The sequence below is a fragment of the Bradyrhizobium sp. 26S5 genome (assembly GCF_036923295.1).
Classification (GTDB): domain Bacteria; phylum Pseudomonadota; class Alphaproteobacteria; order Rhizobiales; family Xanthobacteraceae; genus Bradyrhizobium; species Bradyrhizobium septentrionale.
The window spans coordinates 8,682,247-8,698,102 of the sequence record NZ_CP145948.1 but is presented as its reverse complement, the minus strand read 5'-3'; the positions used below and the strand labels follow the sequence as shown (position 1 = coordinate 8,698,102).

Below are 15,856 nucleotides of genomic sequence, written 5' to 3'. Positions count from 1 at the left end.
AGCGACCTCCCCTTTTCAAGGGGAGGTCAAAGCATGCGTAGCCCGGATGGAGCGAAGCGTTATCCGGGGCCTATTCCTACGCCGCGCGTATGTTCGACAGGAAGCCGTCGATCTCCGAGCGCAGCACGTCGGCCTCGCGGCGCAGCGCGTCGGAGGCGCTCAGCACCTCGCCGGCGGCGGCGCCGGCTTCGGCTGACGCGGTGGAGACGCCGACGATGTTGCTCGACACCTCGCTGGTGCCGCCGGCGGCGTGCTGGATGTTGCGGGCGATCTCGCGGGTCGCCGCGCCCTGTTCCTCGACGGCGGCGGCGATCGCGGTGGTGACGTCGTTGATCTCGCCGATCGTGCTCGAGATGTTGCGGATCGCGGAAACCGCCGTGGTCGTCACCTCCTGCATGCTGACGATCTGCTGGCGGATTTCCTCGGTCGCCTTCGCGGTCTGGCTGGCGAGGTTCTTGACCTCGGAGGCGACCACGGCGAAGCCGCGGCCGGCCTCGCCGGCGCGCGCCGCCTCGATGGTGGCGTTGAGCGCCAGCAGGTTGGTCTGCGAGGCGATGGTCTGGATCAGGTCGACCACGACGCTGATCCGCGCGGCGTTGTCGGCAAGGCCCTGCATCGTGCTGTCGGTGGCGCTGGCTTCCTCGACCGCCTTGCGGGCGATCTCCGCCGAGGTGACGACCTGACGGCCGATCTCCGAGATCGACGACGACAGCTCCTCGGTGCCGGCCGACACCGTCTGCACGTTGACCGAGGTCTCCTCGGCGGCCGAGGCCACCGCATTGACCAATGCGCTCGACTGGTCGGCGGTCGCCGACATGCTCTGCGCGGTCGACTGCATCGAGTTCGCCGCGGTCTGCAGGCTGCCGAGCGCGCTGCGGACATTGGACTCGAAGGTGACGATCTGCGCTTCCATGCGCGTGGTGCGCTCCGCCTTGGCGGTGCGGTCCTTGTTCTGGTTTGCCGTGAGCTCGCGGCCCTCGATCATGCTCTCGCGGAACACCTGCAGCGCGTCGGCCATGACAGCGATCTCGTCGCGCTGCCGGCTCTGCGGGATCTCGGTGTCGAGGTCGCCGTCGGACAACAGCTGCATCGAACGCTGCAGGCCGCGGATCCGGCGCAGGATGTTGCGCCCGACATAGAGCCAGACGAACAGGAACGAGCCGACCAGCGTCAGCGCGCCGAGCGCGATCATCACCGTGGTCGCGAGCGAGATCTGCTGCCGCGCCTGGAAGGTCGAGGTGTCGGTCTCCTTCTGCACGGCCTCGACCAGCTGCTGCACGCTGATGCCGAGCCCGACATTGAGCTTGCGGGTTTCTTCCAAAATGGTCTGGCCGTAGTCGATCGCGTCGAGCTCCTTCTGACGGATCTTGAACACGCCGGTCTTGCCTTCGCCGAGCACGAGCAGCTTCTCGGCGGTGTCGCGCACCGCGACGATCGCCGGATTGTTCGGCAGGTCCTCGAGGTTGGACTTGATGCGTTCGCGCCCGTTCTTGAACTCGGCCTCGATCGCATCGAGCGTCTCGCTGGAATTGGCCGACAGCGCGGCGGTCATGTCGGCGGCCATCAGATTGCCGGCGGCGAGCACGTTGCTGATCTGGCCGACGGTGCGGGCCGCCTCGGTGGCGTCATCGGCGGACACGTCGGCGGCGCCGAGGATGGCGTTGAGTCTCGTTTGCGCGTCGAGCATCGCGGGGCTCGCGGCGGAGACGAAGGCCGTCTGCGCCTTGCGCAGCGCATTGTACTGCTTGTCGCGCAGCGCGCCGACTTCGAGCCGCTCGCGCGCCGCCGAGATCAGGCTATTGGTGGCCTCGTCGGTGTTCTTGACGTTCTCCTGCAGCGCGCTGACGACGGACTTGTCGGCGCCGAGCTCGATGATCTCGCCGAGCTTGGCGCGGGTCGCCTGCGCGACCTCCTTCACCTTCTTGGTGCGATCGTTGAGTGCATCCTCGCTCTGCACGGCGAGCAGGCCGGGACCTTGCGCTGCGAGCGAGGCGCTCTGCGCTGACAGTTGCAGGCTTGCGGCAAGCCGCGGAATGTCGCGGCCGCTGAGATCGGTCATGGTGCCGCCGAGCTGATGCAGCACGATGCCGGCGCCTGCGCTGATCACGAGCGCCATGCCTGCGATCACGGCGAATGCCGCGAACAGGCTGCCCCTGACGCCCATCTGCGGCAGGCCGATGCGCTTGAGATTGAGTTTGCCGAGCTTGAACCGAAACGCCATTGCCCCCGTGCCCCCTGGCCCACTACCCCTGGCCACTACTCTTGGATGTTTCCCCGGCGCGGGAGTATCGGTGCGGCGGGTTAACAAAATCGGGAAAATTGCGACGATCCGCGGGATTTTTCAGGGCGGTCGTGCGGGAGCACTGGCTTGGTTCGCTCTGCGGAATCGATGCACGCGACCGGACGCAAAAAGGCCGGCGCAAGCCGGCCTTTCCATTATTGGTTGTGGCGCGTGGTCTCAGTAGCGCGCGTAGCCGGGGCCGCCGAGGTTGCCGAGATTGAAGCGGTAGTTGAGGCCGGCCTTCACTGTGTGCTCGTCGTTGTGGAAGCTGCCGAACGGCACCAGCGCGGCCGGCACGGTGAAGCGGCTGTCGCCGAAGTCGTAATACTGGTACTCGACCTTGGCCGACCAGTTCGGCACGAACATGTATTCGGCGCCGCCGCCGATCGTCCAGCCGTTGCTGTGATTGTCGGTGAGCGCGAAGCCGACCGGCGCGCCGCCGAGCGTCACCGTCTCGTTGTTGTCGGAATAGGCGTAACCGCCCTTCACATAGATCAGGCCCGGGCCCCAAGTGTAGCCGACGCGGCCGGTGATCGATGCGATGCCGCGCTGGTTGTTGTTGTAGACATAGCCGCCGGGGAAGATCGCGTTGAGCTGGTGGTTGCCGACCCAGGAATACTGGCCTTCAAGGCCGATCACCCACATCGGCGACAGCTGCCAGTCGTAGCCGCCCTGCACGCCGCCCATGAAGCGGGCGCTGGAGTCGGACAGCGCGAGGCCGTTGAACGTGTTGTTCTGTGAGAACTCGCCGCCGAGATGGCCGCCGAGATAGAAGCCGGTCCAGTTGTAGAGCGGAGCGGCGTAAACGGGCGCGGGCGCCTTCTGGTAATAGCCCCGGTTGAGGTCGGCGGCCTGGGCGGTCGCGCTCAAGGCGGCGACGGCGGCTGCGGTTGCAAGCAGGATCTTCTTCATGTGGTCAGTCTCCGGACAAGTCGTGGAGGCGCAGCGACATGGCGCCGTCCATGGCCGGCGAGATAGACCGCATTTGAATAAAATGCTGTCACCGGAAGACCGCTCGGAGCGTTAAGTCGCAGCCTTTGCGGCGAAACGTTTTGTTGTGCCTAACGAACGCTTAAGCCGGAATGAAGGAAGGCTTAACGCGGCGCGTGCGACGCCCGCCCGCTGCTAATCAAGCCGCTTGCTAACCAAGTCGCTTGCGCACGTCGTCGCGCATCTGCTCGCGGAACGCCTGACGGCGCGCGGCGCGGTCCTTGACGGGGACGTCGTGGCGATCGAACACGTCGAACTTCTCCAGGATCGGATAGTGCTCGCTCGCCATCGCCAGCACGCGCAGCAGCGCGGCGACCTTCGGAGTCGGGCCGGTGACCTCCCATTTGCGGAGCTTCTCGGCGCCGCCGGCGGCCGGCAACCCGCACAGCTTCGCCATGTCGGCCGCCGTCAGCTCGCGGCCAAGCGCCTCGCCGAGATGTTTGCGCAATTTCTTCAGTTCTGGGCCGGTCACGCTTTAAGTCCGCTCCGCGATCGCAAAGTGTGAAGTGAGTCACATGACGTGCTCGGGGTGCGGGCTATACGCCGCGCATGCGACTTCTAAAGGAAACCATCATGCACGGCATCATCGAAAGCCTCAGCCCCGAACACGGACACATCGATTGGAAATGGGTCGGCAGTGTGTTCGCGTTCTACGTCGTGCTGACGATCGGCGGCGTGGGCGTGCTGCTCGCGCATTGATCCTGCGAACCCGACGAGGGCACTTTCTGCCGTAGACAGTCCTCAGTTGCCGAGGGGCGAGGTCAATTTTCTCTTGACGGAACCGAGGGTTCGCCGAAGCCACGTATAGGCAAAGCGCTTGATGGACATGTTGGCCAGGCTCTGTTGATCCATGGCTAGCCGTTGGCAATCCGTCGCCAGCCTTTGGTGGTCTGTGGCCAGCCTTTCGTAGGCGTTGGCCAGCCCTTGATGGTCTTCTATCAGCTTGTTGTAGACGGGGAGAACATGTTCTTCCAAATATCGGCCGCGTGAGGTCAGTTCCAGTCCGCGCGTGCTGATGGCGAGTTCCAGGGGGGCGAGCGCCCCGGGAATCGCATTGCGCGCAAGCTCAACCCGTTGCGCTTCGTCGACGACGACTTTGTCAAATCGCTCGACCATTCGCTTGAAAGTCCACGCCGGAGACAGCGCGACTTCGTGAAACGCACGATCGATGATGGATTGCGCCTTCGAAGGATTTCGTATGACCGAGACCACCTCCGCCATGTTGCTGTGGTCGCGGCTGAGCGGGACGTAATGATCCCACGGCTTTACCGCACCTGAATAGTCACCTTCATAGAGGATCATCAGAGTACGAAGCGCAGCAGCTTCGAAAATGCGGGGAGAAACCACCCGGATAACGATCTTGCCGTCGTCGTCTCCCAGAAGTTTCTGTCTCACCACCTCGTGGGACACATCGGGATTTTCGGCGCAGAAGCGTTCCACCTGGATTTGGGCGTCCCCGGTGAAATCGATGAAACTGACCCCGCTCTCCGTCCCCAAAACGGCCTTCGAGCTCGCGATGAAGTCAACCCAGGAGCCGCCGTAGATTCGGGACGTTTCGCTCGTGTCGATGTCGCAGACCAGATTGTACTGCGCTGCATCAGCGGCAAATCTGTCGGCTATTCGCCATTTTTCCTCGGCGAAGTATCCGTACCAAGGCGGAGCCTTGCGTGCGCGATACGAAACGTCGAGCGGACGTTCCGAATAATTCGGCACGTCCATCGTCAACAGATGCTCGGGTACAAATCCCGTCAAAGTATGCTCGAAACGTACCTTGTCGAAGAACGGGTCCCGATAGATTTTTCTGGTGACGTCCGAGTTCGTAACGGTGAAAATCGCTCCGACCTGCAGATCGGCCAATGCAGCATTTTGACGATCGATAAATCGATATTCGTCTTGAATGAACGCGACCTTGACCCCGTTGAAGCGCCTGATCTTGTCACGGAGCGAGGCGGGAACATAGTTCTCCATCGAGATCACGACGGAATAGTGAAACACCAGGCAGTCAAAGGCATCCAGATCTGGTCCGATCGCATCGAACGCCAGCGAATCCACGATCGTATATTTATGCTGGCTGTATTGGCGAAACGCTCGGATATGGTCCGATACCGTATTGGTTTTCAGGGCTGCTGCTGCGCACAGCAGCAAAATGTTGTAGCGGGGGGATTGCACTCGGGTTTCTCGTCGTGGCGATCAAGCGGTTTGACGTGAATAATCTGATTCTCTCAACTTCCGCGCGGTCTCCGCTCACCAAATTTGCGAACTTGACATTCGCTCTCGCTGGTGCCTCCCGGGCGCCACGCTGGTGCGAGCCAAGTTCCTGAGGTTTGAAGTTCCGCTGGGCTCGGGTGCTCGCTTAGCAGGCATTCAGCGCGTCCTTGGCCTGCAACTCATGCAAGCGCAACCGAGGGGCGATATCAAGCCCATTTGCCCGTGCGGGATGATGGTCTGCATTGCGTGGATGCCAGCGCTCACTTCGCGGTCTCCGCCAATGATCTGACGCACCGTGCCGTCGTGCATCTGCTCACGAAATGCCTGGCGGCGTGCGGCGCGATCCTTGATTCGTGGAAAACCCGGTGGACTGGATTGAGCCGTCGAAAACGGCAGATGTGCAGATGTAGAGAGGTCGCGAGTAGTTTGCCAGCGCCCCGCTAGTGAGCCGCGCCGGATTGGTCGTGGGTCCGATCGGCGAGCGTCTTGCGGCCGCGTCGGTTCAGCCAGCCCTGGCCCCAATCCCGGAGTTGCAGCAGCAATGGACCAAGCGAGCGTCCCTCGTCGGTCAGGCTGTACTCCACCTTCGGAGGAATGACCGGATACGCGATCCGCTGGATCAGCCCATCCTCCTCCAGTTCGCGCAGTTGCTTGGTCAGAGGCGCGGCGTGCAACCGGCCAAATGCCGATGCAGTTCGTTGAACCTCTGAGTCCCGTCGAGCAGGTGATAGAGGATCACCGACTTCCACTTGCCATTGATCAAGTTGACCGCTGCTTCCATCGAGCAGCCGGGACCAGATCATACCGCCTCTGCTTCTGCATATCGTTGACACTACGCTTTAGGATAGTACCGGCCAATTTTTTACTGTACGCGGGAACTGCTCTCCAGATGGATCAGGCCGCTGACATGCGTCAGCCGGCAATGAACAGGAGGAGGCAAGGGTGTGTCGAAGAGCGTGAGGTTTTTGTGTGGATGGGGTCGGTGGTGTCGCAGTTTGAATTTTATTGGGATAGCAAAGCGAGCCAGCCCGCCTCAGAACTGGAGTAGCACGCGGAACATGCTGCGTCCGAAATGTGCCTCGAAGGCGAACAGCGCGTAGAACTCCGCGATGCGCGGCCGCCTATCCGGCGGCAACCGTGCCAGGGAGGCATCGCTCGATGACCTGTCCGGCGGATCGTCGATGCAATCGGGATGGCCATCCGGCCGCCCCACGAAATGCGCGAGTTCGTGGATGAGCGTGCCGATCTGCAGGTCGCTCGACGCGAAGAAATAGACCGGCGCGATCACCACCGCATCCGCCCGCAGCGTGGCGGATGTGCCATTCGTCCGGTCGAGCTGAACGGTCTCGCCGCGCATGGTGACGCCGTTCGAAATCGCGAGCGCCAGCGTGCGCGATTCCGCCATCTCGTTAAAGGAGAGCGTAAACGGGAACTTAATGAAAGTCGTAGCGGGACTCAGGGCGGCGACCGAGAGCTCGCGATCGATGGCGCGAAAGGTGCGCTCGATCAGCACAAAATCCGGCGGCGGCGGATCGCTGAGCAGAACCGCGAAGTGTTTGCGCACGAGCGTCTGGGCCGGAGATTCGATTGTGCCCATTACTTTCGCCGCGGTCAGCGTGCGCAGCGCGCTCTTCACGCAGGCCCGCGAGATGGGCAAGGTGTCTTCGAACATCTGCTCCATCATCTCATCCGTGACGGTGAAGGTCGGCGCCGGCGGCGCAACCTGGCCGACACCGCTGCGGGGCGCGAGCGATCTCGATGATCCGCTCGCCAGGATTGGCAACGAGGCGCGTAAAATGCGATTGAGCGCCTGAATCGTGGGCCCGTTCGGGTCGATGCGGAAATCGACGAAACTGATGTTCTGCTTCTGGAACCTGCCGATCGCCGCGCGCGTCAACGGGCCCATCAAGCCATCCGTTGCGAGGCGTGGCGTCGGGCCGCCCTGACTGGTGCCGACCGCATTCAGTGCCTGCTGGATGGTGAGAACATCGTTGCGGACGTTGGCACCGCCCTGCCCCACGGAACGGCCGACCACGACGGGCAAGGCGACCTGATTATCCGGTTCGACGCGGGGAGCGGTCGCGCGGCAGCTCTGATCAAAACAGTAGCAACGCAAGCGTCCCATTGGCTGTGCCCCAAGGCGATGCCGGCCCAGTTCTCAAGTCGAACTGCACCGGCACTACCGGTCTACACAAATTCGCCTGCAAGTCCATGTGGCAACTTTGCTCGACCTGAGCTTGTCGTGCTGGCGGGTGCGTAGCGCAGTCTGCCGCGTGCTCAGGGCGGCCGACGCGGTGTAGTCGAAGCCGCGCCGGAACCAGGCGACAAGGCCGCTGTCGCCGCGACCCAGCGCCTATTCTCCCTCTGTAATAAGAAGGAAGTCGACAAACACATCTGCGAAAAAGAAGAACTCGCCTTCCGCGTGCATCTTCAAATCGATTAGTCGAGATGATGTATATCGTCCGAAGCCGAAGACCGATGGTCTATTGCGAAAATCCGCCCCCGCCGATGCGGAGAAAGTTTCGTTCCGCGGCGGCCCTTCGGGCCGGCTTGATCGTGGGTGTGTCTAGCAGATCAACCAGGCAAAACGGTTGTCGCCAGATAAGAATGGCGGCTCGTGGTCGTCGAGGCGCCCCGCGATGATCGACTCTATGCCCGCGAAGTAGCTTTCGTCGGGTGACCCAAACCAAACCTGTTGTGGCGACGGTTAGTGGCAAACGAGCGGGATTAGTGCTGCAATCGCAAGAGGATCCAGGCCTCTCAATAGGATAGGTGGTGCTGCCAGACAGGATTGAACTGTCGACCTCTCCATTACCAATGGAGTGCTCTACCACTGAGCTACGGCAGCATGCCCGGGAAAAATTTGAATCGGCCCCAAGGGCCCGTCCAAGCGGGCGGTTCTTGCCACAGGCCTCCCTTTCGCGCAAGCGAAACAGCGTCCCTGCTGCCCGTGAAATCGGCAGAAATTGGCGTTCCTCGCCGGCGATTCCGACCAATCCGGCCGATTTCGGCTAGATTGGGTTCCCGATCAGTCGGAAAGCTCCTGATTCGGCCGCCCGCCGAATCATGCCATCGAGCACAACTGGCCGACCGGGCAGGGTGCGCCGACGCCAGCCATTGTCTATGCTCAGCTTGCTAAGGCGTCGGCGGTTCGAGAGTTTTGCAATGACGGGCGATCGAGACAAGGGCGGCGGGCAGGCCGGGGCCCGCGTGAAGGATTCACGACAGGATCGTCTCAAGCTGGCGCTGCGCGAAAACCTGAAGCGGCGGAAGTCGCAGGCGCGCGGTCGCGAGGATGTGGCTTCCGAAGGGCCCGAGGACTCCTTAGATGACCGCTCGCTGGATGACGCTGGCGGAAACGAGCCGCGCCGTTAACCCGGCTCGTGTGTTGCAAGAACGTGCGTTGCAAAAGAAGCGGGTCGCCGACATGGCTGTAGATGAGACGACGATCGATCGGCTGAACGCAACCGCCTACGCCTTCCCGCGCCATGAGCAGACCTTTCCGACCCTGAGGGCGCATGAGATCGAGCGGATGCGTCGCTTCGGCGAGCCGCGGTCGTTTGGGGATGGCGAGGCGCTGTTCGAAACCGGCAAGCCGGGGCCCGGCATGTTCGTCGTGCTGTCGGGCTCAATCGCGATCACCCAGCGCGACGGCCTCGGCCATGTCACGCCTGTGATCGACCAGGGGCCCGGCCAATTCCTCGCCGAGATCGGCCAGCTTTCCGGCCGCCCCGCGCTGGTCGACGGCCATGCCGACGGTGTTGTCGAGACCTTGCTGCTGCCGCCGGAGCGGCTGCGCGCGCTGCTGGTTGCCGAGGCCGACCTCGGCGAGCGCATCATGCGCGCACTGATCCTGCGCCGGGTCAGCTTGATCCAGGGCGGCGCCGGCGGGCCGGTGCTGATCGGCCCTGCGTCTGTCGGCAACATGGCGCAGCTGCAGAATTTCCTGGCGCGCAACGGCCAGCCGCACCACTTCCTCGACCCCGAGACCGACAAGGACGCTGCCGACCTCGTCGCGCGCTATTCGCCGACGCGCGCCGAGCTGCCGCTGGTGGTCTGTCCGAACGGCACGGTGCTGCGCAATCCGTCCGAGACCGCGCTTGCGATGGCGCTCGGCATGATCGGCAACAGCGCGCATGACAAGCTCTACGATGTCGCCGTGGTCGGCAGCGGCCCGGCCGGGCTTGCCACCGCGGTCTATGCGGCCTCGGAAGGGTTGTCGGTCGCGGTGTTCGATTCCCGCGCCTTCGGCGGCCAGGCCGGCGCCAGCATGCGGATCGAAAATTATCTGGGCTTCCCGACCGGCATCTCCGGCCAGGCGCTCGCCGGGCGCGCCTTCAACCAGGCGCAGAAATTCGGCGCCGAGATGCTGATCCCGGTCTCCATCAAATCGCTCGACTGCACGAAGGCGTCGGGCGCGTTCGCGCTCGCCACCGGATGCGGGCACACGTTGCGCGCCAGGTCGGTGGTGGTGGCGAGCGGCGCGCGCTATCGCCGGCCTGGGATCGATAATCTCGAGAGCTATGAGGGCCGCGGCGTCTGGTACTGGGCCTCGCCGATCGAGGCGCGGCTCTGCGCCAACCAGGACGTCGTGCTGGTCGGCGGCGGCAACTCCGCAGGCCAGGCGGCGGTGTTCCTGTCGGCGCATGCCCGCAGGGTCAACATGATGATCCGCGGCGGCGGGCTCGGGGCCAGCATGTCGCGCTACCTGATCGAGCGCATCGAGGCGACGCCGAACATCGAATTGATGTTCAACACCGAGGTGATCGGGCTCGAAGGCGCGGAGACGCTGGAGCGCGTGCGCTGGCGCAGCCGGCTCGCGCCCGACGAGTTCACCATGGATATCCGCAATCTGTTTTTGTTCGTCGGCGCCGATCCGGCCACCGGCTGGCTCGAGGGTTGCGGGGTGCTGGTCGACCGCGGCGGCTTCGTGATGACCGGCGTGCAGAGCGGCGAGGGCGCGCGCGCCGTGCCGCTGCTCGAGACCACGGTGCCCGGCGTGTTCGCGGTCGGCGACGTCCGCTCCGGATCGGTCAAGCGCGTCGGCGGCGCGATCGGCGAGGGCGCCCAGGTCGTCGCCGCCCTGCATGGCTATCTCGCCGACGCGGGCAGTCCGTCGCTGTGAGAGAAGGATCCATTGGGGTAGCTCTATCCCCGTCATCCTGAGGTGCGAGCCTCTTCGGCGAGCCTCGAAGGATGCACGGCTCGGTCTGTGGCCGATTCATCCTTCGAGGCTCGCTCCGCTCGCACCTCAGGATGACGGATTGAACAGGGATGCATAAAGAGAGGCCAAAATGTCAAAAGGCTGCACCCACATCGCCGGCATCCAGGACGTCACGCCGAGCGCGCTCGGCTGCGAGGAGTGCCTGAAGAGCGGCAGCCGCTGGCTGCATTTGCGGATCTGCCGGAGCTGCGGCCACGTCGGCTGCTGCGACGACTCGCCGAACCGGCATGCGACGGCGCATTTCCACGCCACCGGCCATCCCGTGATCGAGGGCTACGATCCGCCGGAAGGCTGGGGCTGGTGCTATGTCGACGAGGTGCTGTTCGATCTGTCGAAGCGCAAGACGCCGCATAATGGGCCGATCCCGCGCTATGATTGATTCAATGTCTCACCAGGCGCACGTGCCGCGTTCTGCGACAGCGCTGCGAACATTTTCGGCAACAGCCGGCGTCGGCGAAATGTCATGAGATGCCGGTCATCCTGCCATCGAACCGTGTAGCAATTTTCGAGGATGCATCGTAACGTGGTGCGGGTCTCAACGGGGAGTGCGCCATATGACGACGTTGGTGCTTGTGCACGTCATTATCAGCCTGATTGCAATCGTCGCCGGTGTGATCGTGATGTTCGGCCTGCTCGGCTCGCGGGCGATGCCGGGGCTGACCGCGATCTTCCTCGTGTTCACGATCCTGACCAGCGCCACCGGGTTCGTGATCCCGCCGCTGGTGACCGAGAAGCTGCTGCCGTCGCACATCATCGGCGGCCTCTCGCTGCTGCTGCTCGCGATCGCCTGCATCGCGCTGTATGCGATGCAGCTCAAAGGCGCCTGGCGGCCGATCTATGTCGTGACCGCAATGGTCTCGCTCTATCTCAACGTCTTCGTGCTGGTGATCCAGAGCTTCCTCAAGGTGCCGGCGCTGCAGGCGCTGGCGCCGGCCGTGCCGCCGAATCCGCCCGCCGGCCCGGTGTTTGCGGTGGTGCAGGGCGTCGTGCTGGTGTTCTTCGCCGTGATGATCATCGGTGCCTGGCGCCGGTTCAGGCCGGTCACGTTCGCCTGATCCAGGGCGGGTGACGTCGTCTCAAAGCGACGCACAGCATAGAAGATGAGGTGCGATGGCGCGTCCGCGACGCGCCATCGCCCGAGGTCCGTCTACGCCTGCGTGTCCGGACCAAAGGATCAGCAACAAGAGGAGCAATCAAATGCCCACCATCACCACCAAAGACGGCGTCGACATCTTCTACAAGGATTGGGGTTCGGGCCAGCCGATCGTGTTCAGCCATGGCTGGCCGCTGTCGTCGGACGATTGGGACGCCCAGATGCTGTTCTTCGCGGGGCACGGCTTTCGCGTCGTCGCCCATGACCGCCGCGGCCACGGCCGCTCCGCCCAGGTCGGCGACGGCCATGACATGGACCACTATGCCGACGACCTCGCTTCCGTCACCGCGCATCTCGATTTGAAGAACGCGGTCCACGTCGGCCATTCCACCGGCGGCGGCGAGGTCGTGCACTACATCGCGCGCCACGGCGAGAGCCGGGTGGCGAAGGCGGCGATCCTGAGCGCGGTGCCGCCCTTGATGCTGCAGACGGCAGCCAATCCCGGCGGCCTGCCGAAGTCGGTGTTCGACGGCCTGCAGGCGCAACTTGCGGCCAACCGCTCGCAGTTCTACCGCGATCTGCCGGCCGGGCCGTTCTATGGCTACAACCGGCCCGGTGCGAAGCCGTCGGAGGCCGTGATCCAGAACTGGTGGCGGCAGGGCATGATGGGCGGCGCCAAGGCGCATTACGACGGCATCGTCGCGTTCTCGCAGACCGACTTCACCGAGGACCTGAAGAAGATCAACGTCCCGGTGCTGGTGATGCATGGCGACGACGACCAGATCGTGCCCTACGCCGATTCCGGCCCGCTCTCGGCCAAGCTTTTGAAGAACGGCACGCTGAAGACCTACAAGGGTTTTCCGCACGGCATGCCGACCACAGAAGCCGAGACCATCAACAAGGATCTGCTGGCGTTCATCAGGGGCTGATGTGACGCTGTTCTCTTGCGCCAGGCAACGCAGCTTCACTTCGATCGCGTAAGGGAGCCACCAGCGGCAAGGTTCCCTCCCCCCTTGCGGGGCCCGCAAGGGGGAGCCTGACCAGCGTGCTCACCTCACCAGAATTCGCCTAACGAATAGCGCAGAGATCCTGTCGCTCCGCACGCTCACTCAAAAATCGCGCGGATCGCGGCGAAGATGCGCTTGGCGAGCAGATCCGGCTTCTCGCGGGCGCCGTCGGCGGCCCAGAGATCGCCGCCGACGCGCATCGCGCCGGTGGTGATCATTGCGACCAGCCGGGCCCTCATCCGGTCGGCCTTGTTGCCGGCGCGCTTGAGCAAGGCGTCGGCGAGATCGCGCTCGAGCTTCTCGTACTTCACCTGATCGCGGGCCTGCAGCGCCGGATTGTCGCGCTTGAGCTTTGCCAGTGCGACCGCCTCGCGCGGATCGAGCTGCCGCACCATCTCGGCGATCGCGTTCTCCGCGGCCTGCAGCATGGATTCGGTGGCCGGGCGCGCTGCGACCGCTGCGATCAGCGCCGTGCTGCCGTCCTCCTGCCAGGCGAACACGACGTCTTCCTTCGACGCGAAATAGTGAAAGAAGGTGCGGCGCGAGATATCAGCTGCGGCGACGATGTCGTCGAGCGTGGTCGCCTCGAAGCCGCGCTCGAGAAACAGTGCCATCGCCGCCCGCGTCAACCGCTCCCGTGTTTCCCGCCGCTTGCGCGCGCGCAGGCCGGACGTCGCGGCGGGCGGCGCCGAATTCTCGTTGGAGTGCCGGGGCTTGGCAGATTTGCGCGCGGGCGCAGGGCGCTTCAAATTTTTCACCTCTTGCAAAAATGCACTTAGTGCACATTTCACCGGATGCGGCTGGAACCCGCAAGACCGACAACAACCGTCAGAACCGATTCGTGTCGCAAGGAGATATAAGCATGACCGGCTGGAGCACTGCAGACATTCCGCGGCAGCGCGGCAGGACCGCGGTGATAACAGGCGCAACCGGCGGGCTCGGCTATGAGACCGCGCTCGCGCTGGCGCGTGCCGGCGCCAATGTCGTGCTGACCGGCCGCAACGGCGCCAAGGGGCAGGACGCGCTGGCGCGGATCCGCGCGCAGCTCCCCGATGCCGCGGTCACCTATGAAACGCTCGACCTCGCGAGCCTCGCATCGGTCGCGGATTTCGCCGCGCGCTTTGCCGCCAGCCACGATGCGCTCGACCTGTTGATCAACAATGCCGCCGTGATGGCGCTGCCGAAACGGCAGGTCACGTCAGACGGCTTCGAGATGCAGTTCGGCACCAACTATCTCGGCCACTACGCGCTGACCGCGCATCTGTTGCCGCAGCTGCGCCGCGGCCAAAACACCCGTGTCGTCAATCTGTCGAGCCTCGCCCACCGCACCGGCGCGATCAGTTTCGCCGATTTGCAGTCGCAGCGCGCCTATGTGCCATGGCGTGCCTACTGCCAGTCGAAGCTTGCGATGCTGATGTTTGCGCTCGAGCTGCAGCGCCGCAGCGCGCGCAATGGCTGGGGGATCATGAGCAATGCCGCGCATCCAGGCTACGCGCGCACCGAGCTGATCCCGAACGGACCAGGCACCGACAGCTTGTCGTGGCGGCTCGGCCGATATCTGCAGCCCTTCATGAGCCATTCGGCGGCCGCGGGCGCGCTGCCGACGCTGTTCGCGGCGACCTCGCCGGCAGCCGAGCCCGGCGGCTATTACGGGCCCGACTGGTTCTATGAATTGAAGGGCCCGCCGGTGCCGGCGCGGATCATCCGCAGGCCAGGGACACCGTGGTGGCGGAGCAGCTCTGGGATGTCTCGGCGATGCTGACCGGTGTATCGTTCGATCAGGTCGCCACCGCCGCCTGAGCGCGATCGGGCGGCAAGGCGGCATCGAGGGGCAATCGAGATGAAAATCATCCTGTTCGGCGCGACCGGCATGGTCGGGCAGGGCGTGCTGCGCGAATGCCTGCTTGATGGCGGCGTCGAGCGGGTGCTCGCGGTCGGGCGCAGCCTGACCGGGCAGCGCAATGCCAAGCCCGTCGAACTGACCTGCGACAATTTCGTCGATTACAGCGCGATCGAGCCGCAGCTGACCCGCTACGATGCCTGCTTCTTCTGTCTTGGCGTCTCCTCGATCGGCATGGACGAGGCGCGCTACCGCCATCTCACCTACGACGTCACGCTGGCCGCCGCGACGACGCTGGCGCGGCTCAATCCCGGCATGGTGTTCACCTATGTCACCGGACGCGGCACCGATTCCACCGAGCAGGGCTCGCTGATGTGGGCGCGGGTCAAGGGCAAGACCGAGAACGACCTGCTGAAACTGCCGTTCAAGGCCGCCTACATGTTCCGGCCCGCCGGCATCCAGCCGCTGCATGGCGTGCGTTCCAAGACGCCCTGGGTGCAGGCGATCTATCTCGCGACCTCACCGCTGCTGTCGCTTCTGGTCCGGCTCGCCCCCGCCTACATGACCACCTCGGAACAGCTCGGCCGCGCCATGCTCAAGGTCGTCCGCGACGGCTACCCCCGGCCGGTGCTGGAGAGCGAGGACATCAACAGCCTCTGAGCCGTGCCGGGGACCCGGTTCCCTTGGAGCCGGATTTGCTCCGGATTTCCTTGGGCCACGTGGTACCTCGGGGGTCTAAAGGCGTTATAACTGCCGCATGTCCCCACCTGCTCCCCTGAAGCTGATCGCCCTCGATGCCGAAGACCTTGCGGTGATCTCCGCCCATGTGCAGGACGCCCGCGTTCAGCCCGCCGACATCGTCTGGCGCCAGGACGAGAAACGCCTGGTGGTCGGATTGAACCGGCTCGACTGGGAGCAGACCCTGTCCGGCGGCGCCTGCTCGCGCCGGCTGATCGCCGCGCTCAGGTTCGACCGGGTGCTGGCATGCAAGTCGCGCAATATCGACCTTGAGGCCCCGGGGGCCAGCCTGGAACTGCTCGGGATCGAATTCCATGCCTCCGACCCGCCGGGCGGCAGCGCGCTCCTGATGTTCGGCCAGGGCGCCGCGCTGCGGCTCGATGTCGAGTGCCTGGAGTGCGAATTGACCGATCTCGGCACGGATGATCTCGGGGTGGCGGCGGGGTAAATATGCCGTCGTCCCAGCGAAGGCCGG

At 64.3% G+C, this 15,856-nt stretch carries 14 protein-coding genes, 1 tRNA gene and 2 pseudogenes; 9 read left to right on the top strand and 8 right to left on the bottom strand.

What is annotated here, in order from left to right; all coding sequences use genetic code 11:
* Positions 1–76: 76 nt before the first annotated feature.
* From V5279_RS41180 to V5279_RS41170, 3 genes are all read right to left on the bottom strand, one after another.
* A complete protein-coding gene (locus V5279_RS41180; protein ID WP_338692494.1) occupies positions 77–2,221 on the bottom strand; it encodes a methyl-accepting chemotaxis protein in 2,145 nt (714 codons plus the stop codon).
* Between the two features lie 237 nt (positions 2,222–2,458).
* Positions 2,459–3,193, bottom strand: coding sequence for an outer membrane protein (locus V5279_RS41175; protein ID WP_338692493.1), 735 nt, complete (start codon positions 3,191–3,193; stop codon positions 2,459–2,461).
* Positions 3,194–3,422: 229 nt separating this feature from the next.
* The gene (locus V5279_RS41170; protein WP_029079854.1) at positions 3,423–3,743 is read right to left on the bottom strand and encodes a hypothetical protein; all 321 of its coding nucleotides are present in this window, start codon (positions 3,741–3,743) and stop codon (positions 3,423–3,425) included.
* Between the two features lie 101 nt (positions 3,744–3,844).
* Here V5279_RS41170 and V5279_RS41165 point away from each other — a divergent pair, with 101 nt between their 5' ends.
* Complete coding sequence (locus V5279_RS41165; RefSeq protein WP_338692492.1) at positions 3,845–3,970, top strand: hypothetical protein; 126 nt, start codon at positions 3,845–3,847, stop codon at positions 3,968–3,970.
* Between the two features lie 42 nt (positions 3,971–4,012).
* On the opposite strand, the gene V5279_RS41160 is transcribed toward V5279_RS41165, so the two are convergent.
* The 4 genes and pseudogenes from V5279_RS41160 to V5279_RS41145 form a co-directional block, all read right to left on the bottom strand.
* On the bottom strand, positions 4,013–5,440 hold the full coding sequence (locus tag V5279_RS41160; protein WP_338692491.1) for a hypothetical protein: 1,428 nt from the start codon (positions 5,438–5,440) through the stop codon (positions 4,013–4,015).
* A gap of 479 nt (positions 5,441–5,919) precedes the next feature.
* Positions 5,920–6,260, bottom strand: a pseudogene (locus V5279_RS41155) (winged helix-turn-helix transcriptional regulator).
* A gap of 252 nt (positions 6,261–6,512) precedes the next feature.
* Positions 6,513–7,604, bottom strand: a complete 1,092-nt coding sequence (locus V5279_RS41150) for a peptidoglycan-binding protein (protein WP_029079852.1) — start codon at positions 7,602–7,604, stop codon at positions 6,513–6,515.
* A gap of 648 nt (positions 7,605–8,252) precedes the next feature.
* Positions 8,253–8,327 (bottom strand) — tRNA-Thr (locus tag V5279_RS41145).
* A gap of 317 nt (positions 8,328–8,644) precedes the next feature.
* On the opposite strand from V5279_RS41145, the gene V5279_RS41140 reads away from it, so the two are divergent.
* The 5 genes from V5279_RS41140 to V5279_RS41120 all read left to right on the top strand — a co-directional run bounded on the left by V5279_RS41140 (position 8,645) and on the right by V5279_RS41120 (position 12,725).
* Positions 8,645–8,854, top strand: coding sequence for a hypothetical protein (locus tag V5279_RS41140; RefSeq protein WP_166301441.1), 210 nt, complete (start codon positions 8,645–8,647; stop codon positions 8,852–8,854).
* 52 nt (positions 8,855–8,906) lie between these two features.
* Complete coding sequence (locus tag V5279_RS41135; RefSeq protein WP_338692490.1) at positions 8,907–10,604, top strand: FAD-dependent oxidoreductase; 1,698 nt, start codon at positions 8,907–8,909, stop codon at positions 10,602–10,604.
* 169 nt (positions 10,605–10,773) lie between these two features.
* Positions 10,774–11,082 (top strand): UBP-type zinc finger domain-containing protein, encoded by a 309-nt coding sequence (locus V5279_RS41130; RefSeq protein WP_166301447.1) that lies wholly within the window; start codon positions 10,774–10,776, stop codon positions 11,080–11,082.
* A 175-nt stretch (positions 11,083–11,257) separates the two neighbouring features.
* Positions 11,258–11,758, top strand: a complete 501-nt coding sequence (locus V5279_RS41125; protein ID WP_338692489.1) for a hypothetical protein — start codon at positions 11,258–11,260, stop codon at positions 11,756–11,758.
* 142 nt (positions 11,759–11,900) lie between these two features.
* Positions 11,901–12,725, top strand: coding sequence for an alpha/beta hydrolase (locus V5279_RS41120; protein ID WP_338692488.1), 825 nt, complete (start codon positions 11,901–11,903; stop codon positions 12,723–12,725).
* Positions 12,726–12,901: 176 nt separating this feature from the next.
* Here the strand turns inward: V5279_RS41120 and V5279_RS41115 are convergent, their stop codons facing one another.
* On the bottom strand, positions 12,902–13,552 hold the full coding sequence (locus V5279_RS41115; protein WP_414645652.1) for a TetR family transcriptional regulator: 651 nt from the start codon (positions 13,550–13,552) through the stop codon (positions 12,902–12,904).
* A gap of 113 nt (positions 13,553–13,665) precedes the next feature.
* On the opposite strand from V5279_RS41115, the pseudogene V5279_RS41110 reads away from it, so the two are divergent.
* From V5279_RS41110 to V5279_RS41100, 3 genes and pseudogenes are all read left to right on the top strand, one after another.
* Positions 13,666–14,603, top strand: a pseudogene (locus V5279_RS41110) (SDR family oxidoreductase).
* Positions 14,604–14,643: 40 nt separating this feature from the next.
* The gene (locus tag V5279_RS41105) at positions 14,644–15,303 is read left to right on the top strand and encodes an epimerase (protein ID WP_338692487.1); all 660 of its coding nucleotides are present in this window, start codon (positions 14,644–14,646) and stop codon (positions 15,301–15,303) included.
* A gap of 97 nt (positions 15,304–15,400) precedes the next feature.
* Positions 15,401–15,829: a DUF2948 family protein gene (locus V5279_RS41100; protein ID WP_338692486.1), complete on the top strand. Its 429-nt coding sequence runs from the start codon at positions 15,401–15,403 to the stop codon at positions 15,827–15,829.
* The last annotated feature ends 27 nt before the right edge of the window (positions 15,830–15,856 follow it).